General features: G+C 69.0%; 16 protein-coding genes. 5 read left to right on the top strand and 11 right to left on the bottom strand.

All coding sequences use genetic code 11. The annotated features are described in order from the left end of the window. Positions 1–27: 27 nt before the first annotated feature. The gene (locus tag BM394_RS16120) at positions 28–1,344 is read right to left on the bottom strand and encodes an ATP-binding protein (RefSeq protein ID WP_092979578.1); all 1,317 of its coding nucleotides are present in this window, start codon (positions 1,342–1,344) and stop codon (positions 28–30) included. Between the two features lie 180 nt (positions 1,345–1,524). Between BM394_RS16120 and BM394_RS16115 the strand changes: the two genes are divergently transcribed. Together BM394_RS16115 and BM394_RS16110 are read left to right on the top strand one after the other, a co-directional pair. Further along, complete coding sequence (locus BM394_RS16115; protein ID WP_092979577.1) at positions 1,525–3,006, top strand: PspC domain-containing protein; 1,482 nt, start codon at positions 1,525–1,527, stop codon at positions 3,004–3,006. Further along, positions 2,996–3,223, top strand: a complete 228-nt coding sequence (locus tag BM394_RS16110; RefSeq protein WP_245780240.1) for a hypothetical protein — start codon at positions 2,996–2,998, stop codon at positions 3,221–3,223. The genes BM394_RS16115 and BM394_RS16110 overlap by 11 nt, the downstream gene beginning before the upstream one ends. Before the next feature lie 123 nt (positions 3,224–3,346). Here BM394_RS16110 and guaA read toward each other — a convergent pair whose 3' ends face one another. After that, positions 3,347–4,948, bottom strand: a complete 1,602-nt coding sequence (gene guaA, locus BM394_RS16105; protein ID WP_175530132.1) for a glutamine-hydrolyzing GMP synthase — start codon at positions 4,946–4,948, stop codon at positions 3,347–3,349. A 161-nt stretch (positions 4,949–5,109) separates the two neighbouring features. Next, entirely contained in the window at positions 5,110–6,825 is a 1,716-nt protein-coding gene (locus BM394_RS16100; protein WP_092979473.1) for an FAD-dependent oxidoreductase, read from the bottom strand. Positions 6,826–7,254: 429 nt separating this feature from the next. On the opposite strand from BM394_RS16100, the gene BM394_RS16095 reads away from it, so the two are divergent. Continuing rightward, positions 7,255–7,665: an SgcJ/EcaC family oxidoreductase gene (locus BM394_RS16095; protein ID WP_092979472.1), complete on the top strand. Its 411-nt coding sequence runs from the start codon at positions 7,255–7,257 to the stop codon at positions 7,663–7,665. 219 nt (positions 7,666–7,884) lie between these two features. Here the strand turns inward: BM394_RS16095 and BM394_RS16090 are convergent, their stop codons facing one another. Both BM394_RS16090 and guaB read right to left on the bottom strand, forming a co-directional pair. Next, entirely contained in the window at positions 7,885–9,015 is a 1,131-nt protein-coding gene (locus BM394_RS16090) for a GuaB3 family IMP dehydrogenase-related protein (RefSeq protein WP_092922962.1), read from the bottom strand. Positions 9,016–9,090: 75 nt separating this feature from the next. Further along, positions 9,091–10,602 carry an IMP dehydrogenase gene (gene guaB, locus BM394_RS16085; RefSeq protein WP_092979471.1) on the bottom strand — a complete coding sequence of 504 codons (1,512 nt, stop codon included), beginning with the start codon at positions 10,600–10,602 and terminating at the stop codon, positions 9,091–9,093. A 363-nt stretch (positions 10,603–10,965) separates the two neighbouring features. On the opposite strand from guaB, the gene BM394_RS16080 reads away from it, so the two are divergent. Next, a complete protein-coding gene (locus BM394_RS16080; RefSeq protein ID WP_092625948.1) occupies positions 10,966–11,367 on the top strand; it encodes a DUF5319 family protein in 402 nt (133 codons plus the stop codon). Positions 11,368–11,474: 107 nt separating this feature from the next. On the opposite strand, the gene BM394_RS16075 is transcribed toward BM394_RS16080, so the two are convergent. The 4 genes from BM394_RS16075 to BM394_RS16060 all read right to left on the bottom strand — a co-directional run bounded on the left by BM394_RS16075 (position 11,475) and on the right by BM394_RS16060 (position 16,028). Next, entirely contained in the window at positions 11,475–12,776 is a 1,302-nt protein-coding gene (locus tag BM394_RS16075) for a hypothetical protein (protein WP_092979470.1), read from the bottom strand. Continuing rightward, the gene (locus BM394_RS16070) at positions 12,777–13,349 is read right to left on the bottom strand and encodes a sigma-70 family RNA polymerase sigma factor (RefSeq protein ID WP_043570589.1); all 573 of its coding nucleotides are present in this window, start codon (positions 13,347–13,349) and stop codon (positions 12,777–12,779) included. 720 nt (positions 13,350–14,069) lie between these two features. Next, positions 14,070–14,666, bottom strand: a complete 597-nt coding sequence (locus BM394_RS16065; protein ID WP_026152733.1) for a response regulator transcription factor — start codon at positions 14,664–14,666, stop codon at positions 14,070–14,072. A gap of 288 nt (positions 14,667–14,954) precedes the next feature. After that, entirely contained in the window at positions 14,955–16,028 is a 1,074-nt protein-coding gene (locus BM394_RS16060) for a MerR family transcriptional regulator (RefSeq protein ID WP_342752729.1), read from the bottom strand. A 341-nt stretch (positions 16,029–16,369) separates the two neighbouring features. On the opposite strand from BM394_RS16060, the gene BM394_RS16055 reads away from it, so the two are divergent. Next, entirely contained in the window at positions 16,370–16,672 is a 303-nt protein-coding gene (locus tag BM394_RS16055; protein WP_092625944.1) for a WhiB family transcriptional regulator, read from the top strand. Between the two features lie 548 nt (positions 16,673–17,220). Here the strand turns inward: BM394_RS16055 and groL are convergent. Both groL and groES read right to left on the bottom strand, forming a co-directional pair. Continuing rightward, positions 17,221–18,828, bottom strand: coding sequence for a chaperonin GroEL (gene groL / locus BM394_RS16050; RefSeq protein ID WP_092979468.1), 1,608 nt, complete (start codon positions 18,826–18,828; stop codon positions 17,221–17,223). Between the two features lie 240 nt (positions 18,829–19,068). Beyond that, complete coding sequence (groES, locus tag BM394_RS16045; RefSeq protein WP_092625188.1) at positions 19,069–19,359, bottom strand: co-chaperone GroES; 291 nt, start codon at positions 19,357–19,359, stop codon at positions 19,069–19,071. Between the last annotated feature and the right edge of the window lie 100 nt (positions 19,360–19,459).

Raw genomic sequence — 19,459 nt, 5'->3', positions numbered from 1 at the left:
TGCCATAACGGGCTCCTCAACCGGTGTTCACTGGTCTTCTCGCGGCAGGTCCAGATGTATCTCGGTTCCCGCCCCGGGCGAAGTGCGCAACCGCACCCGTCCGCCGTTGCGTTCCATCCTGCCCCGGATCGACTCGGTCAGTCCGTGCCGATCGGGATCCACCTCGTCGGGGTCGAATCCCACCCCCCTGTCCCGGACGAACAACTCCACCCGGTCGGGCTGAGACTCGGCGTAGACGCTGACCTCGTCGACCCCCGCGTGCTTGGCGGCGTTGACGATGGCCTCCCGCGCGGCGGCCAGTACCGCGCGCAGCGGCTCGTCCAGCGGACCGTCGCCCACGACGACGTGCTGCACCGTGATCGCGAAGGTGTCCTCGACCTCACCGCAGATCCGCGCCAGTTCGGCGGCCAGCGTCTCCTCCGGGAGCCGTTCGAACTCACCGGTCGTCGCCGCTTCCTCGCCCGGAGTTCCCGGCGAGGCCGTGGGGGCGTGGCTCATCGGCCGCGAGGAACCACTGTAACCACCGGGGCCGTACAACCAGCGGCGCAGCTCGCGCTCCTGACTCCGCGCCAGCCGACGCACCTCCCGCTCGGCCCCGGCCTGCTTCTGGATCAGCGCCAGGGTCTGCAGCACCGAGTCGTGCAGATGCGCCGCTAGCTCGGCGCGCTCCTCCGAACGAATCCGGGTGGAGCGCTCCACGTCGAGGTCCCCGCTCAACCGCATCCACCACGGCACGGTCAGCAGTGCCACGCCGATCAGCGTCGCCACCACGGCGGCGAGCACCACGGGCACCTCGCTACCGATGGTGGCGAGCACGAACGCGCACAACCCGAGGAAGACCAGCGCCACTCCCGCCAGCAGCCGCAGCACCCCGGCACGCCCACCGTCGCCGAACAGCCCCACGATGCTGGAACGGGCCCCCTCGCGCCACTGACCGCGCTGCGACTCGTCGGCCTCCCGCCAGATGACCGCACCGCCGACCAGCGTCGCCCCCAGCGCACCGACCAGCCACGGCGGTACGGCACTGACCGAGGCCACGACCGCGGCCAGTCCGACGCCGAGCAGCAGCAGCCCCACCCCCTGCCTGCGCTCGCGTTCCGACTCGGTACCGACGATGTCGGAACGCTGCCGCACGAAGATCCACAGCAGCCCGTAGCCGAGGATTCCCGCACCGCCGAGCGCGGCCAGCATCGCGAACACGGCACGCACCCACACCACCGGGAACCCCAGGTGATCCGAGATCCCGATCGCCACACCGGCCACCACCCGGCCGGAGCGGCGCCGGTAGAGCCGTGGGATGTCGGTCCCGGTGACGTACATCGGCCGGGTCCGTCGCTCGGACATCGCGCGCGAGTCCTCCCCCGTAACGCTCTCGCTGGAAAACTGCCTGGAACGGACCTGCACGGCATCGATAATCACACGCGCGCACCGACGGCGGCATCGGGGAACGGCACCGGATTGTCCGGGTGCGCTCAGGGGAACACCCTGACGACCGGGACTCGTAATACCGGCAGAGTGAGCGACATGAACGGCGGAACGACCGACGGCGGCGGGCAGTACGAGGGTGGCGGGCAGCACGACGACGGCCGCGCAGCCACCGGTCCGAGCGGTACCGGTTCGGGGGGTACCGCTCGGACCGGCGGTTCCAACGGTGCGCGGGGAACGTGGGCGGAGATCAAGGGAACCTTCCGCGATTTCTGGGAGACCAGGCCCACGCGCCCCTCCGAGGGGCGCAAGATCGCGGGTGTGGCCGCCGCGCTCGGCAATCGCTACGGCGTGGATCCGGTGCTGCTGCGGGTGGTGTTCGTGATCGGCACCTTCTACGGCGGTGCCGGACTGCTGTTCTACCTGCTCGGCTGGGCGACGTTGCCGAAGTCGAGCGACGCACCGGGCAACACCGCCGTTCGACTGGCGGTACTCGCCCTGATAACGGTGGTGTTCGTCCCGGTCTCGCTCGCCGCGTTCGACATGCCGGGCGTGTTCGGGCTGGCGCTGGGGGTGCTGGCGCTGTACCTGCTGCACCGGCATTTCGGCGATCGCGTCCCCCCTGGGCAGTCGTACGGCCCCGGGGGGCAGTACGGGACCGGGGGGACGGCGACGACCGACATGGCACCGCAGCCGGGGATGTCCGCGACGGGAGAATCCGGGACGTACGAAACGACGGTGTCCGGGCCGACGGGCGCGGAAACGGAACGGTACGCGATCGGCTCCTCCGGGACCACAGCGTCACCCGAGAGCGCAGCATCAGAGGAGCCCCCGTACGGGCCACCCGTGTCGGGACCACCCGCCCCGGAGCCACCCCGCTACCCGACCGAGCGGTTCGCTCAGCCGCCGAACCAACCACCACCCACCGGTTGGACGCCCCCTGCCAACGAACCGCGGCCTCCGGAGTGGGGATCGGCCGGAAGCCGCGGGCCGCGTTACTCGATCACACTGGCGACGTTGGGAATCGCGCTGCTGGTGGGCGGCTTCGGGATAGCCCTCGGGCTGGCGGCGGTGAAGATCTGGGCGCTGATGCTCGGGGTGATCGGCTGCGGAATGCTGGTGGGCTCCTTCCTGCGCCGGGGGCGCTGGCTCATCCTGTTCGCGATCCCCGTGGTGCTGGCGGCGATGCTGTCCACGGTGCTTCCGGAGCGACCGTGGGAGGGCTACACCAACGCGATCGAGGCCCCGGAGAACGCCACGGAACTGGCCTCGGAGTACTCCGGCTCGCTGGGAAACGTCACCCTGCGTCTGGAGAACATGCGGTTTCCCGCGGACAGGGAGGTGGCCACCGATGTGGCCCTGGGCATGGGCACGGTGACCGTCCACCTCCCACCGGAGACCGACGCGCGGGTCACCTGTGCCAGTGACCTGGGTCGGGTGGACTGCCTCGGCAACGAGCACTCGGGCAGGGACATCCGGGTCACCGAGAACGACCTCGGCACCGACGGTCCCGGCGGCGGTTCCGTCCGGCTGAACCTGATGACGGAGACGGGAAGCGTGGAGGTGATCCGTGGCTACTGAGCAGCACCAACCAGGGCCGGAGCCCGTGACCGAGAACAAGAACGGCGGAGCACGCCGGTTCAGCCCGGATCCGGTCACCCTGACCGCGGGAATCATGACCGTGGCGGCGTCGATCTACTTCCTCGTCGGCGGGGGCTGGTCCACGCAGCGCGTACTGGCCTTCGCGGCGGCGGCCATCGGAGTGATCATGCTGGTGGCCTCGCTGCGCAGGAGCTGATCCGGGTAGCCGCGCAGGCGCTTAGCCGAGCAGCGGGAGGGCGAACTCGGCGGGCACGCGCGTGCCCGCCGAGAAACGTGTCTCCGCCGAGGAAAGCGGTTCAGGCTGGTGAACTGCCCGTGGTCACTCCCACTCGATGGTGCCCGGGGGCTTGGACGTCACGTCCAGCGTCACCCGGTTGACGTCGGCGACCTCGTTGGTGATCCGGGTCGAGATCCGCTCCAGCGCCTCGTAGGGCAGCCTGGTCCAGTCCGCCGTCATGGCGTCCTCGCTGGACACCGGACGCAGCACCACCGGGTGACCGTAGGTGCGCCCGTCGCCCTGCACACCGACCGACTGCACGTCGGCGAGCAGCACCACCGGGCACTGCCAGATGTCGCGGTCGACGCCGGAGGCGGTCAGCTCCTCGCGGGCGATCGCGTCCGCCGCACGCAGCGTCGCCAACCGCTGCGGCGTGACCTCGCCGATGATGCGGATGGCCAGCCCCGGACCGGGGAACGGCTGCCGGTGCACGATGGTCTCGGGCAGCCCCATCTCCAGCCCGACCCGGCGCACCTCGTCCTTGAACAGCGCGCGCAACGGTTCGACCAGGTCGAACTGCAGGTCCTCGGGCAGCCCGCCGACGTTGTGATGGCTCTTGATGTTGGCCGTGCCGCTGCCTCCCCCGGACTCGACGACGTCCGGGTAGAGCGTGCCCTGCACCAGGTACTCGACCCGCTCACCGGCCTGACCGGCTTCCTCCTGCAGCTCGCGCGCGGCGCGCTCGAAGGTGCGGATGAACTCGCGCCCGATGATCTTGCGCTTCTCCTCGGGGTCGATGACACCGGCCAGCGCTTCGGTGAACTGCTCCACGGCGTCGATCACGACCAGGCGCGCTCCGGTGGCGGCGACGAAGTCACGCTCGACCTGGGTGCGCTCCCCGGAGCGCAGCAGCCCGTGGTCGACGAACACGCAGGTCAGCTGATCACCGACCGCCTCGTTGACCAGCGCACCGGCCACGGCCGAGTCCACACCGCCGGAGAGTGCGCAGATCGCGCGGGCGTCCCCGATCCGTTCGCGGATGGCCGCGACGGTCTCGTCCACGATCGAGGTGGTGGTCCACTTCGGCCGGATACCGGCGATGTCGTGCAGGAAGCGGCGCAGCACCTCCTGACCGTGCGGCGAGTGCGCCACCTCGGGGTGGTACTGCACCCCGGCGAGGCCGCTCTCCGGGTTCTCGAAGGCGGCGACCGGCGTGTCGGCGGTCTCGGCGATCACCCGGAATCCCTCGGGAGCCTTGCTCACCGAGTCACCGTGACTCATCCAGACCGGGTGGTGATCCGGGAGCTCCTGGTGCAACGTCCCGCCCGCGGAACACACCGACAGCTCGGTACGCCCGAACTCCCTGGTGCCGGTGTGCTCGACGGTACCGCCGAGTGCCCTGGTCATGGCCTGGAATCCGTAGCAGATCCCCAGCACGGGCACTCCGGAGCGGAACAGTTCCGCGTCCACCTGCGGCGCGTCGGCCGCGTAGACGCTGGCGGGGCCGCCGGAGAGCACGATGGCGGCGGGGTCGCGGCGCAGCATCTCCTCGACGGGCGTGTCGTGCGGGACCACCTCGGAATAGACCTGCGCCTCGCGTACCCGGCGGGCGATCAGCTGCGCGTACTGCGCGCCGAAGTCGACCACCAGGACGGGGCCGCTACCGGGCCGTCCTCGCTCAGCAGTCTGCCCGGCGGGGTCGATACCGCCTGTGGTGTCGGACACGACGTCGAACCTCCAGGTGAGAACACTACGCTGGTCAGCGTATCGTCCCCGGTCCGAGGTCCGACGAGGGCGTCGCACACCTTTGACCGACCCCGCCACGATCTCCTCGGGGAGCAACGTGGCGGCCGTGATCCGTCCGCTCAGCGCCGCAGGGCCCCCGGCGCGTGCGAGGGCACCGCCGGGTCGGCGGGTGCCACGGGTTCCACCCGCCGGTACTCCTCCGACTGGGCGGGGCGCTGGTCTGGCTCGCCCTTGTTCGGCCACATCGAGAAGGCCCGCTCCGCCTGCGCGGTGATCGTCAGCGAGGGGTTGACCCCGAGGTTGGCCGTTATCGCCGAACCATCCACGATGGACATGTCCGGGTATCCCCAGGCGCGGTGGTAGGGATCGATCACGCCGTGCTCCGGGTCCGAGCCGATCGGGCAACCACCGATGAAGTGCGCGGTCATCGGGACGTCGAACAGTTCGCCCCAGGTGCCGCCCGCGATGCCGTCGATCTCCTCGGCGGCCAGTTCGTTGGCCCGTTCGCCCGCGGGGATCCAGGTCGGGTTGGGGGAGCCGTGCCCCTGCTGCGAAACGAGCTTGCGGCGGCCGAACAGCCCCTTGCCGAGCTTGGTGCGCAGCGAGTTGTCCAGGCTCTGCATCACCAGCAGGATCACCGTGCGCTCGCTCCAGCGCCGCACCGAGAGCAGCCGCAGCGTGGTCAGCGGGCGCGTCAGCACGTTGCGCAACCACTGCCGCCAGCGCGGCTTGTCGATGCCGCCGCTGGTGGGCAGGGTCTGCAACAGCCCCATGGCGTTGCTTCCCCTGCCGTAGCGCACCGGCTCGATGTGGGTGTCGTTGTCCGGGTGGAACGAGGACGTGATCGCGGTGCCGGTGGAGAAGTCGCGTTCCGCGTCGACCGAACCGCGCTGCGCGCCGATGATCGCCTCGGAGTTGGTCCTGGTCAGCTCACCGAGCTTGCGGGAGAGCCCGGGCAGCTCGCCGCGCTGCCCGCAGCGGTGCAGCAGGTTCTGGGTTCCCCAGGTCCCGGCGGCGACCACCACCTGGTCGGCGGTGAAGGTTCGGCCCTGTCCGCCCAGCACGGCACCGGTCCGCTCGGTGCGGATCCGCCAGCGGCCGTCCAAGTCCTTTCGCATCCCGCCGACCGTGGTCAGCGGCCACACCTCGGCGCCCTTGGACTCGGCCAGGTAGAGGTAGTTCTTCATCAGGGTGTTCTTCGCGCCGACCCGGCAGCCGGTCATGCAGGCACCGCACTCGGTGCAGCCGGTGCGTTCCGGCCCCGCACCACCGAAGTAGGGGTCCGCGTTGTTCTCCCCCGGCTTGCCGAAGTACACCCCCACCGGGGTGGGGTGATAGCTCTCGCCCACGCCCATCCGGTCGGCCACCCGCCGGATGACCCGGTCGGAGGGGGTCTCGGTGGGATTGGTGACCACGCCGAGCATCCGGCTCGCCTGCTCGTAGTGCGGGTCGAGCTCGTCCTCCCAGTCGGTGATGTGCGCCCACTGCGAGTCCTGGAAGAACGGCTTCATCGGGCGGTAGAGCGTGTTGGCGTAGACCAGGGAGCCGCCGCCCACTCCCGCACCGGCGAGGATCAGCACGTTCTGCAGCATGTGGATGCGCTGGATCCCGAAGCAGCCGAGCCGGGGTGCCCACAGGAAGCGGCGCAGGTCCCAGGAGGTCTTGGGGAACTCGTCGTCGGCGAACCTTCTGCCCGCTTCCAGCACGGCCACGCGGTATCCCTTCTCGGTCAACCGCAGTGCGGCCACGCTGCCGCCGAAGCCGGAGCCGATCACGACCACGTCGTAGTCGTGCTCGCCGGAGTTCTCGCGCCGAAGGTGTCCCCGATCACTCATGGCTGTGAGAGTAGAACAAATTACTCGCCAGTAGCCATAGCTGAGCGGCTCCCGGGAGCACATTTTTCGGCCGGAGCCGACCCGAAGCGACAACGCGGCAGGGCAACGGCACGAACCGGCGGACGCACCGCCCCGCCGCTCAACCGGTCAAGAACACAGTCCGGTTCGACGGCGGTCCCGCATCCCCCGAAACCGCGAACCCGGGTGGGTCACCGTAGGTTTCCAGTGGAACTCATACCCGCGCCCCTACGCCGACGTGCCCCTCGGACGTCGCGGCGTGGTGGCTCACATCGAGCAGTGCGGCGCCGCCCTACGTGCCCGGCACCAGAGCAGGCGATCGGGCCGTTCCGCGATGAGTTCCCGGCAGCAGTCCCGACGGCAAGCTCGATGAACCCCGGACTTGCCCGCGTACCCGGCAGAGGAACGAACATGTCGAACCGTCCCAAGGCACACCACGACGACGATCACGAAGAGGATCTGCACGCGATCAGGAAGGTCTTCGACGAACTCGAAACCGCCTTCGTCGAGCACGATGCGGCGAAGTTCGACGACAGGTTTACCGCCGACACGGTGTTCACCGCCGTCAACGGTGTCCGGTTCCAGGACTGGCAGGAACTGCACGAATACCACAAGGAGCGATTGGAAAACCACGCCGACGGCATCCGAACCTGGTACGAGATCGAGCAGGTGATCTTTCCGCGATCGGATGTGGCGATCGTGTGCCTTCGGCAACCCGCGATCAGCCAAGCGGGCCGACGCGCCAACGTGGGCACCTGGATACTCTCCAAGCTGGATGGCCAGTGGTGGATCTGCGCTGCGCAGAACACCGGTGTTGCCTGAACGACCTGCGCTGCGGACGGTGTGCGCGGCATCGCGAGAATCGACGGTCAAGGCGGCGTCGCGAGATTTCCGGTGCCTCGGCCGCGAGCGCCGGAGGTCGACGAGCCGGTTCGATCGCGAGGCAGGGCCGCTCGCCGCGTTGGACCCACTCGAGAGCGGGCCCAACGCGGCGAGGCGCCGACTCGGCGATCGGCTAACCGACCACCCGGGCAACCGGAATCAACGGCACAACATCAGACCGACCTTCTGGAACTCCTTCAGTTCGGAGTACCCGGTCTTGGCCATGGCACGACGCAGCGCCCCGAACAGGTTCAGCGTCCCGTAGGGATCGCTGCTCGGCCCGAACAGCAGCGTGTTCAGGTCCACCCCGGCGCTGTTGAAACCGACGATCTCGCTGCGCGGCAGGTTGGGGTGCGCCGCCGCGGCCGTCCAGTAGTAACCCTGCGCGGGTGCCTCCGAGGTCTCGGTGAGGGCCTCCCCCAGCATCACCGCGTCGGCGCCGCAGGCGATCGACTTGGCGATGTCACCGGAGTAGGACAGCCCGCCGTCGGCGATCACGTGCACGTAGCGCCCGCCGGTCTCGTCCAGGTAGTCCCGCCGGGCGGCAGCGGCGTCGGCCACGGCGGTGGCCATCGGCACCCCGATGCCCAGCGTCTGGGTGGTGGTCGCGGAACGGGACTGCCCGAAACCGACGATCACCCCGGCGGCTCCGGTGCGCATCAGGTGCATCGCGGTGCGGTAGTCGCCGACCCCGCCCGCGATCACCGGCACGTCGAGCTCGCCGATGAACCGCTTGAGGTTCAGCGGCTCCCCCTCCTGGGAGACGTGCTCGGCGGAGACGATGGTGCCCTGCACCATCAGCACCTCGACACCGGCGGCGAGCAGCGTGGGGGTGAGTTCCTCCGCGTGCTGCGGGCTGACGCGGGCGGCGACCGTGACGCCGGAGTCCTTGATCTGCTTGATGGCTTCGGTCAGCAGGTCGGTACGGATGGGCGCGGCGTGCAGCTGCTGCAGCATCGCGATCGCGGCGTCCGGCCCCTCACCCTCTTCGGCGGTACGCACGACCTGCGCGAGCTCTCCCTCGACGTTCTCGTGCCGGGCCCAGAGGCCCTCGGCGTTGAGCACTCCCAGACCGCCCAGCTCACCGATCCGGATCGCCGTGGCCGGTGACACCACCGCGTCGGTGGGATGCGTCACCAGCGGAATGTCGAGGCGATAGGCGTCGATCTGCCAGGACAGGGATACGTCCTTGGAGGAGCGCGTACGGCGCGACGGAACGATCTCGACATCGTCCAGGTCGTAGCCGCGCATGGCCGTCCGGCCCATCCCGATTTCCACAAGATCCCGCACGTGTTTCCTTCCCGCGGTGCCGCTGTGAGTCGAAGAGGGGGTCGAGTTCCCACCGGGTTCGCCCGGCGGGGCAGGCTACCGCGTGGTGTAGTTGGGTGCCTCGGCGGTCATGGTGATGTCGTGCGGGTGGCTCTCCTTGAGCCCCGACGCCGTGACCCGGACCAGGTGGGCCTGCTGCAGTTCCGGGACGGTTCCGGAACCGGTGAAGCCCATCCCCGAGCGAACCCCGCCGATCAGCTGGTGCACCACCTGCCCGAGCGGGCCGCGATAGGGCACCCGGCCTTCGATGCCCTCCGGGACCAGCTTGTCCTCGGAGAGCACGTCGTCCTGGAAGTAGCGGTCCTTGGAGTAGGACTTGCCGTTCTCCCGCGAGGACATCGCGCCCAGCGACCCCATGCCCCGGTAGACCTTGAACTGCTTGCCGTTGACCAGCACGAGCTCCCCGGGGGCCTCGGCCGTGCCCGCGAACAGGCTGCCGAGCATCACGCTGCTGGCACCGCTGGCGATCGCCTTGGCGATGTCGCCGGAGTACTGGATGCCGCCGTCGGCCACCAGCGGGACCCCGGCGGGACGGCAGGCCTGGTCCGCCTCGTAGATGGCGGTGATCTGCGGCACACCGACGCCCGCCACCACCCTGGTGGTGCAGATGGAGCCCGGCCCGACGCCGACCTTGACGCCGTCGGCCCCGGCGTCGACGAGGGACTGCGCCCCGTTCCTGGTCGCGACGTTGCCCCCGACCACGTCGACGGAGTCGCCCAGTTCGCTCTTGAGCGTGGCCACGGTCTCGGCGACGGCCTTGGAGTGGCCGTGGGCGGTGTCGACCACCAGCACGTCCACCCCCGCGTCGACCAGCGCCATCGCCCGCTCGTGCGAGTCGGCCCCGACCCCGACGGCCGCACCGCACAACAGCCTGCCGTCGGCGTCCTTGGTGGCGTCCGGGTACTGCTCGGTCTTGGCGAAGTCCTTGACCGTGATCAGCCCACGCAGCTTGCCCGCGTTGTCCACGATCGGGAGCTTCTCGACCTTGTTCCTGCGCAGCAGGTCGAGCGCGTCGTCGGCGGTGACCCCGACCAGGGCGGTGATCAGGGGTGCCGACGTCATGATCTCGCGCACCCGCTTGGTGTGGTCGGTCTCGAACCGCATGTCACGGTTGGTGATGATGCCCACCAGCGTGCCGTCCGGATCGGCCACCGGAACGCCGGAGATGCGGTAGCGCGCGCACAACGCGTCCACATCCGACAACGAGTCCTCGGGAGAGCAGGTCACCGGGTCGGTGACCATTCCCGCCTCGGAGCGCTTGACCACCTCGACCTGGGCGGCCTGCTCGTCTGCCGGAAGGTTGCGCTGCAGGATTCCCACGCCGCCGAGTCGGGCCATGGCGATGGCCATCCTCGCCTCGGTGACCGTGTCCATGGCCGCCGAACTCAGCGGGGCGCGCAGCTGGATGTTGCGGGAGAACCGGGTGCTGGTGTCCACGGCACTGGGAACGATGTCGGACTCGCCGGGCAACAACAGCACGTCGTCGAAGGTCAGCCCGAGCGTCGCGAACTTGGTCGGGAACCCCGGGGCGGTCAGCTCGCTGGTCATAGCGCGAAGGAGTGCCTTCCTGGTGTCTGTTTGAAGTGCGTCGTGTGGATCCCCGTCCGGGAACGGTTGTCTCACTCGGTGAGCATCCGGACCCGCGAGACACTCCCGGAGCCCGTTCCACGACTCGAACGGGGCCTGTTTCGCGACTCGGACGGGGCCGCTCGAATCGACGATCGAGCCGGTGCCTCGCGGCGAAGCGGACCCGGCGAGCCGTTCCGGCGGAGACGGCCGGAAGGCACGAGGTACCCACCACCGAAAAACGCCTTCGACACGACTCACGGGCGGTGTCCCCACATGGTATCCAGAGCCGATTACCAGCGGTTCCCCGGCCACGGCTCGGCGGGGTTGGACGCTACCGGTACCGTGCGGGTCGTGCCGCATGACCCATTGCCACCAGACCCGTTCGCGGGCGATCCGGAAGACCCGAGCATGGCCCTCGGCGACCAGGAATTCGAGCAGGACCAACAGCTCGGCGACGAGGAACGTGCCGAACTGCTGTCCGACCTGGCCGACCTCGCCGTGTACCAGGCGTTGCTGGAGCCGCGCGGTATCCGCGGGATCGTCGTGGACTGCTCGGACTGCGGCGAACCGCACTACCACGACTGGGAACTGTTGCGGTCGAGCCTGGAGCAGTTGCTCAACGACGGCCGGATGCGCCCGCACGAACCGGCGTACGAACCGAATCCGGGCCACTACGTGAGCTGGGAGTACTGCCGTGGGTTCGCCGACGGTGTGATCGAGACCGAGGACCAGCGCAGCCGCTGAGGATCAGCGTAGGCACTGCGGATCCACGTAGGCACTGCGGACCGGCGCAGCCGCTGGGAACTCCCGTACCCGGCCGGGCGGCGAACCCGCCCGGCCGGTTCGCCCGCTCAGTCGGACTGGGAATCGCGCGCCTGACCGCTTCCCGACCCCGAAACGGTGTCGTCACCGCTGCTGGACGAGCCTGTCTCGCTGGGGTCGGTTTCGCTCGGGGACGGCGGGCGCTCCTGATCCGAGGTGGTACTCGGCTCGGACCCGTCCGTCGGACTGGGCGTGGTCTCCGAGGAGGGCGGGTTGCTGTCACCGGAAGTCCCCGGCGAATCGGTGGCGGAGCCCCCGGGCTGTTCGGAGCCGCTCTCGTCCGGCGCGGAGCTCCCGGGCTGTTCGGAACCGCTCCCCGTGGTGGAGGAACCGGCCGACGAATCCGGCGGACGGTCGAACTTCGCGCTCAACGAGGCGTGCGCGGCACGCAGGTCGGAACGCCGTTCTCCCGGATCGATGGTGCTGAGCTGCTCCTCCGCACGGTGCAGGGCGGTGTCGGCCGCCTCCTCGCGGCCGTTCTGCCAGGCTTGGCTGGCCATATCCAACTGGGTCTGCGCACGGGAAGCGGCCGCGGCCGAAGCGGCACGGTCGCTGTAGAGAACCTGCGTGACACCCCACAACGCGTCTCCCGGCGCGGCGTCACGAGCGGCGAGACCGACTCCGGTGAAGCCGATCATCAGCACAGCCGCGGCGCTGGCCACGGGAACCAGGTGACGCAGCCTGGGAACGCGGGAACGGCGCCCGGGCCTGCCCGCCGCCACAGCGGCGGCGGCGCGCTCGACGTCGACGAGTTCCCCTATCGGTGTCGCGTCGACATCCCGTCGCCAAGCGAGCAGCAGATCCTCGACGTCGGTCTCGGCATCGGCGGAGCCGCTGTGACCTCCCGACTGGCCGAGCATGTCCAACAACTCGTCGTCGTCCCGCAGGCGCGCGAGGTCGACGGGCTCCGCGTCCTCCCCGACATCGGCCCCGGCATCGGCCCCGGTGAGCTCGTCCGCCAGGGCGATATCCTCCTCGGAGGCCAGTTCCCGCTCGGACAACAGCATGTCCTCGGAGAGCAGCGTGTCGTCCGAAAACGTGACGTCGTCGGACTCCGGGACGGAGCGCTGCCCGCCCCGCGGGAAATCCACGATCTCGGCATCGGTGTTACCGGTATCGACGGGATGCTCCGGTTCATCCGGCACGCCGACGTCTTGATCATTCGAGGGGTGTTCGTCGGATCGAGATTCGACACTCGTTCCGGAATCGTCACCGGACGAATCGGATCCGGACTCGGTCTCCTCTTCGGCACTGAACCGGTCGTCCTGCCGGCCGGGCTCGGCGGAGTCACGCCCGTCGTCGTCACTTCCGGAGCCTCTTCGTTCCGCCAATCAGACCACCTCCTCCGCGGACAGCGTCTTTCGCAGCCGGGCGAGCGCACGGTGCTGCGCCACACGCACCGCTCCCGGCGTCGAACCGACCGCTTCGGCGGTTTCCTCCGCGGACAACCCGACGACCACCCGAAGCAGCAGGATCTCCCGCTGCTTGGCGGGCAGCACGCGCAGCAACTGCGCCATCCTGCCCGAAAGCTCACCCTGTATGGCCCGCTGCTCGGGTCCGGCCTGGTCTTCCGGGGTTTCCGGAGGATCCGCGACCGGTTCGGACCGATTGCGAGCCGATGCACGGTGCGCATCGGCCACCTTGTGCGCGGCGATGCCGTACACGAACGCCAGGAAAGGCCGTCCCTGGTCCCGGTAGGTGGGTAACGCTGTCAGCACAGCGAGACACACCTCCTGGGCGACATCGTCCGCCGAAGCGAACGTACGTTCGTTTCGGCCAACCCTGGCGCGGCAGTACCGCACCACCAAAGGACGGATTTCGGCCAGTAAGCGCTCGATCGACTGGCGGTCGCCGTCGATGGAGGCGCTGACAAGAGCGTCCAGCCCGTCCCCCACGTTGCTCATCGCAGACGCCAGCCTCGGTGTTACGCGTTGACTTGAATCGAAGTTGCCCGGATACGCGCCAAGCGCGCTGATCCCGTGGTCACACTACCGTTTCGGTGTAGCGCTCCGTACACCGAGTGGACCGGATGAGCAGCGAGTCACGACGGCGAGGCGACTCCGGCGAACCGAGTCCGACATGGGCACGGCCCGGTACCACGAGAGCAACATCGAACAGTTTTTCCTGGTCAACTGGCATACCACCACGGCGGAACCGTAGGTATGGCACCGGGAACAGCACTGTGGAACACCCCAGCGGGACGCTTCGTCGTGAAACGTCCCGGCCAAGTCACACCCCGGACAGGAGACCGTGATATCGGACACGGCTACCGCGACTGACACAACGGCGGACTCCGGATGTCGCGCACCGGCGTAGGAGTGCCCGGGAACGTGCGACGAGACATCGCTCGCCGACCACGGCGGCCGAGGCGGTTCGCATCACCGCCTCAGTCGACCACGACCGGTAACCCGGCCGGACTCCGCCGCACCCGAACGAACTCCTCCGACGTGACCGCACGACCGTCTCGGGGGCCGGCTCGGCGAGTTCGGGCACCCGCCGGGACGGGTGGACGAGAACCGCGCTGAACGGAGCCGAACGGACCTGTAACGAGCACGGTTCACCGACGGAACACCGGAATCACCGGGAGGCGATCGAACGCTCGGAAGTACCGATCGGACGCCGTTTCAAGCGACGAGGCCGCGTCGAAAACCGTGGGCGACCGCCTGCGCCCTGTCCCGGACTCCGAGCTTGCGGAACAGGCGCCGCGCGTGGGTCTTGACCGTGTCCTCGGAGAGGTAGAGCTCACGGCCGATCTGACCGTTGCTCTTGCCCTGCGCCATGCCACGCAGCACTTGCAGTTCGCGATCGGTGAGCTGCACACCCGGATCGGACGGTTGCCGAGGGGCGGGAACCGAAGTACTCGCCAGGGTGTGCGCCAACGCGGCCACGAGTTCCGGCCTGGAGGCATCCCAACGGAGGTAACCACGTGCGCCACCCGCGATGGCGGCCGCGATACTTCCGGCGTCGTCCGGTGCGCCGAAGACGATCACGTTGGCCTGCGGATGCGCGGAGACCAACCTGCGAGTGGCCTCAACACCGTTGGGCACCGCACGCTGGGTACCCACCAGAACAACGTCGACCGCCTGCCGGGCGAATCGGGAGAGCAACTCGTCACCGTGTGCTACACAGTCGATTCGGCTCACACCCGGTACAGCCGACATCACACGGGTGAGCCCCTCCCGGACGCTCCGCCGGTCATCACAAATCAAGACCGTCGTCACGGGAACTCCCTTCCTACAGGCGAGTGAACGTTCCACCTCCTTCATCGGAAACATTCGGACAGAGCTTGACCCGCGCGTCGCGCCGATCAACCACTTTCGAGTGATAAACACGCCGGGTAAGTCTCACCGGAACGGAGCATTCAAACCGTAAGAGTTTCACCCGTTCCGGGGTATATTCCGCGACGCGCCCACTACCTGCGATATTCACTCGAACGTACTCAACAGAAAGTCCCATTTGGACGGTCGAGACCGCGGGGCCGCGACACGAGGGCCATTACGTGATCTATATCACCATTGACTCTCCTCGGGATCCCGCACCAGTTCGTCGAGCCGTCGCAACGCCCCCTCCCAGGAACCGAGGTGCTCCACCTGTTCGGGCAACGCCTCGGGCGACCAACCGCCACCCGCCACGAAGACGCGAACCCGCTGGCGCGGTTTGGGCAAGCCCGTGACCAGCCGGGGATCGGCGAAAGCCGAGTACTCGGACCAGACGAGCACCGCGGCGGGCGCCGTCCGCCGAATGGCGGACTCCAGCCCCTCCCTGGGCAGCGCGGCGGCGAACAGCCGGTGTCCGATGCCCGCACTGGCCAACGCGGCCGCGAGCGCCAACAGTTCCACGGACTGCTGCTCACCGACCGCCGGCGCGAGCAGCACCGGACGCGGAGTGTGCGGCTCGGGGGCATCGGCGATCACCGAACGCAACGCGGTTACCGCCGAGTCCTCCAGCAGCTTCGGCATCTCCGAACCGCTGCCGGTGCGCTCACGCAGTTCGGAGAGAGCACTCAGCACCGGCCACAGCACCTCGCACAGCGTCGCTCGGACCCCGTCCCGCTCCGCGCTGCGGCGCAGAATGCGCTGCGCGGCGAACGCGTCCAGCGCCAGCACGGCCCGACCGAGCCCACGGGCGTTCGGGCTCGCCCCGCCGAGCCGCAGCCCCCGCCCACCGGTGTTGGCCGTGTCGATCCGCTCGGCGTTCGACGCCCCGTCGTCGCCGAGCACACCGCTCAGCAGCACCGAGCCGTCCTCGTTCACCTCGGCCACGGCACGTGACTCGGACTCCGGCCTCGAGTCGTCACGGGAGGAATCGGCCACCGAGGACCGGGCCTCGCCGCCGGCGCCCATCGCCGCCGTGGCACCACCGTGCCGCACGGCGGACGCGTGCGCGTAGCGGGCCGCCTCCGCGGGGGAAGCCCCCCGGAGCAGGGCGTGCTGCATCAACTCCAGCCGGGCGATGTCCTCCGGCCCGTAACGGCGGTGCCGTCCGGAGGAGTGCTCGGTGGGTCCGAGCCCGTACCGACGATCCCAGGTACGCAACGTAGCGGGAGCGATTCCCAGCCTGCGCGCGACGGCCGCGACCGACAATTTCGGGGTGACGGGAACGTCGGGCGTCTCCCCCTCGTCGGACTCGCACTCGTCACCCGCTGAGCCGTTCGTGGTGGCGGACAGAGCTCCACATCCGGCCGATTCGGCGTTCACAGCCGACCACCTCGTCACCTCGACCACATCATCATCGGACATGTTCGTGGTAGCGCACGTGTCGAGGCAACCCGGCATGGTCATCGCAATGTCACTCCAACGTGAACCACCTTTACCAGCCAAAAGGGTTGAACAAGCTTTGACTCGGTTTTACTGTGATCCGTGCGAGGCTGCGGTAACACACCGTGGCAGGGAGGGGACCCACCGAATTGGAGGTGGTCGTCGCAATGGCGGACACACGACGTCTTCCCGGGCCGAACGCCGATATCTGGGATTGGCAGATACAGGGCCTGTGCCGGGGGATGGACAGCGCGTACTTCTTTCACCCGGACGGAGAACGTGGCCCGGCCAGAGCCAGGCGGGAGGCCAAGGCCAAGGAAGTGTGCCACCGCTGTCCGGTTCTGGAGCAGTGCCGGAAACACGCACTGACCGTGCAGGAGCCCTACGGCATCTGGGGCGGGCTCTCGGAGTCGGAGCGTGAGGTAATGATCAAGAACAGTCGAAAGACGGACGAACCGCTGGCGGTGTGACGCACCGGCGGGGGAACGCCCGGAAAGCGGTACACCGGGAAACGATTCGAACGAACCGACAGGTCCCGGGAGGAGCGGGGAAGGACATCACGAGACCGGCCGGGCACCCGGCTCCGAGGGCCAGGAGTGACCGACCTCGGAAACCACGACAGAACTCGCTCGTGCGGACGGGTATCCGGGCACCACGTGGATCGGCAGCCCCGAGGTGTTGGGCGACCCCGAGCTGCCGGGCTGCCCCGAACGGCGAGGTGGACCGGCCGTATCGCACGGCGACCGCACACCGATGTGGTACTCGGCCGACGAACCGGGTACGGAGCGGGGCTCCGGTTCGCACGGGACCGGAACCGGAGCACAGCGGCATCGGCTCGTCCGAGGCCGTCGAGCCCGTGTCGCGGTGAGTGGGGAGACCGCCGACGTGTCGGAGTCAACGGGGGGAGCACGGCGACGGCTCGCGGGGCCGCGACACGAAATCGGGGCGGCACCGTCCGGTGCCGCCCCGATTCCAACGGCGGTGGCCTCACCCACCGGTGAGGCCGTGCCGGTGAGCGTCAGTGGCTGTGCCCGCCGGAGGAGTCTTCCTCCTCCTCGGGCTTGTCGACCACGGCGCTCTCGGTCGTGAGGACCATGCGCGCGATGGACGCCGCGTTGAAGACCGCGGAGCGGGTCACCTTCAGCGGGTCGACCACGCCGGGGCCGGTGAGGTCGCCGAAGGTGAGGTCGGCGGCGTTGAAGCCCTCGCCCCACTTCATCTCGCGAACCTTGGAGACCACGACCGCGCCTTCCTCGCCCGCGTTGTTGGCGATCCAGAACAGCGGGGCCTCGAGGGCACTGCGCACCAGCTGGACACCGGTGGCCTCGTCACCCGACAGGCCGAGGTTGTTCCCCAGCGACTTGGTGGCGTGCACCAGGCTGGACCCACCGCCCGGGATGCTGCCTTCCTCGGCGGCGGCCTTGGCCGCGGCCACGGCGTCCTCGATGCGGGACTTGCGTTCCTTCATCTCGGTCTCGGTGGCCGCACCGACCTTGAGGACGGCCACACCGCCCGCGAGCTTGGCCAGCCGCTCCTGCAGCTTCTCGCGGTCCCAGTCCGAGTCGCTGGCCTCGATCTCGTTGCGGATCTGCTTGACCCGGGCCTGCACGTCGTCCTTGCTGCCGCCACCGTCGACAACCGTGGTGTTGTCCTTGGTGACGGTCACGCGGCGCACGGAGCCCAGCACCTCGGGGCCGACCTCGGAGAGCTTGAGCCCGACGTCCGGCGAGATCAGCTGCGCACCGGTCACGGCGGCCAGGTCCTGCAGGAACGCCTTGCGGCGGTCACCGAAGTAGGGGGCCTTGACCGCGACGACCTTGAACGTCTTGCGCACGGCGTTGACCACCAGCGTGGACAGCGCCTCGCCCTCGACGTCCTCGGCGACGATCAGCAGCGGCTTGCCGTCGTTGGCCACCCGCTCCAGCAGGGGCAGCAGCTCCTGCATGTTGGAGATCTTGTCCTGGTGCAGCAGGACCTGGGCGTCCTCCAGCACGGCTTCCTGCCGCTCGGAGTCGGTGACGAAGTACGGCGAGACGTAGCCCTTGTCGAACTGGACCCCCTCGGTGACCTCCAGCTCGGTGGCCAGTGTCGAGGACTCCTCGACGGTGATCACACCGTCGTCGCCGACCCGCTCCATCGCCTCGCCGACCAGCGAACCGATGTTCTCGTCGCGCGAGGAGACGGTCGCGATCTGGGCGATGTTGTCGCGCCCCTTGACCGGAGTGGACTGCTCCTTGAGGGACTCGATCACCGCTTCGGCCGCCTGCTGGATGCCGTTGCCCAGCGAGGAGGGGTTGGCACCCGCGGCGAGGTTGCGCAGACCGCCGCTGACCAGCGCCTGCGCCAGCACGGTCGCGGTGGTGGTGCCGTCGCCGGCGACGTCGTTGGTCTTGGTGGCGACGCTCTTGACGAGCTGGGCACCCAGGTTCTCGTACGGGTCCTCCAGATCGATCTCACGGGCGATCGTCACACCGTCGTTGGTGATCTGCGGCCCGCCGAACTGCTTGTCCAGTACGACGTGCCGACCGCGCGGCCCGAGGGTGACCTTCACGGAGTCGGCGAGCTGGTTCACGCCGCGTTCAAGCGAGCGGCGCGCCTCCTCCTCGAAGCTGATTTGCTTAGCCATGTTTCAACAGCCCTTCAGCGTGCGTGCCGGGATGTCTTTGTTCGCCGAACGGGCGCGCAGTCGTGCACGAGCGCGCGGCCGTTCCCGCGGCCGCCTGCCTGCGTCCGGCGAGACAGCGCTCGCAGGCGAACCGCCCCGGAAGTCCGCGTAGGGGACCGCCGGGGCGGTTTATCGCCCACGGGGACGTTCTTGTCCCCAGTCGGTTGACGAGATTCACTCGCCAGCGGGACGAGCCAGTCGTCAGTTGACGACGGCCAGCACGTCGCGGGCGGAGAGCACCAGGTACTCCTCGCCGTTGTACTTGACCTCGGTCCCGCCGTACTTGGAGTAGATGACGACGTCGCCTTCGTTGACGTCGAGCGGGATGCGGTTGCCCTTGTCGTCCACACGACCGGGACCGACAGCGAGGACCTTGCCCTCCTGCGGCTTTTCCTTGGCCGTGTCCGGGATCACGATGCCGGACGCCGTCGTCGTCTCGGCCTCACTTGCCTGGACAACAAGCTTGTCCTCAAGCGGCTTGATGCTCGCCACGGTGTGACCTCCGCCTTCTGGGGTCTTCGAAGCGTTGGCTGGATTCCTGACGGCTCCGTGACTCCCCGCCGTCGCGGGTGCCGGGGCGCTCCGGCGCCGT

Source organism: Actinopolyspora lacussalsi subsp. righensis, assembly GCF_900116555.1.
Classification (GTDB): domain Bacteria; phylum Actinomycetota; class Actinomycetes; order Mycobacteriales; family Pseudonocardiaceae; genus Actinopolyspora; species Actinopolyspora lacussalsi.
Note: the sequence above shows the minus strand (reverse complement) of the source record. Positions and strands in the feature narration are given on the sequence as shown.

What these genes read in the sequence shown, in the direction of transcription:
- BM394_RS16120 (WP_092979578.1), bottom strand. Translation starts at nt 1,344, where the DNA reads ATGTCCGAGCGACGGACCCGGCCGATGTACGTCACCGGGACCGACATC.
- BM394_RS16115 (WP_092979577.1), top strand. Translation starts at nt 1,525, where the DNA reads ATGAACGGCGGAACGACCGACGGCGGCGGGCAGTACGAGGGTGGCGGG.
- BM394_RS16100 (WP_092979473.1), bottom strand. Translation starts at nt 6,825, where the DNA reads ATGAGTGATCGGGGACACCTTCGGCGCGAGAACTCCGGCGAGCACGAC.
- BM394_RS16095 (WP_092979472.1), top strand. Translation starts at nt 7,255, where the DNA reads ATGTCGAACCGTCCCAAGGCACACCACGACGACGATCACGAAGAGGAT.
- guaB (WP_092979471.1), bottom strand. Translation starts at nt 10,602, where the DNA reads ATGACCAGCGAGCTGACCGCCCCGGGGTTCCCGACCAAGTTCGCGACG.
- BM394_RS16070 (WP_043570589.1), bottom strand. Translation starts at nt 13,349, where the DNA reads ATGAGCAACGTGGGGGACGGGCTGGACGCTCTTGTCAGCGCCTCCATC.
- BM394_RS16055 (WP_092625944.1), top strand. Translation starts at nt 16,370, where the DNA reads ATGGCGGACACACGACGTCTTCCCGGGCCGAACGCCGATATCTGGGAT.
- groL (WP_092979468.1), bottom strand. Translation starts at nt 18,828, where the DNA reads ATGGCTAAGCAAATCAGCTTCGAGGAGGAGGCGCGCCGCTCGCTTGAA.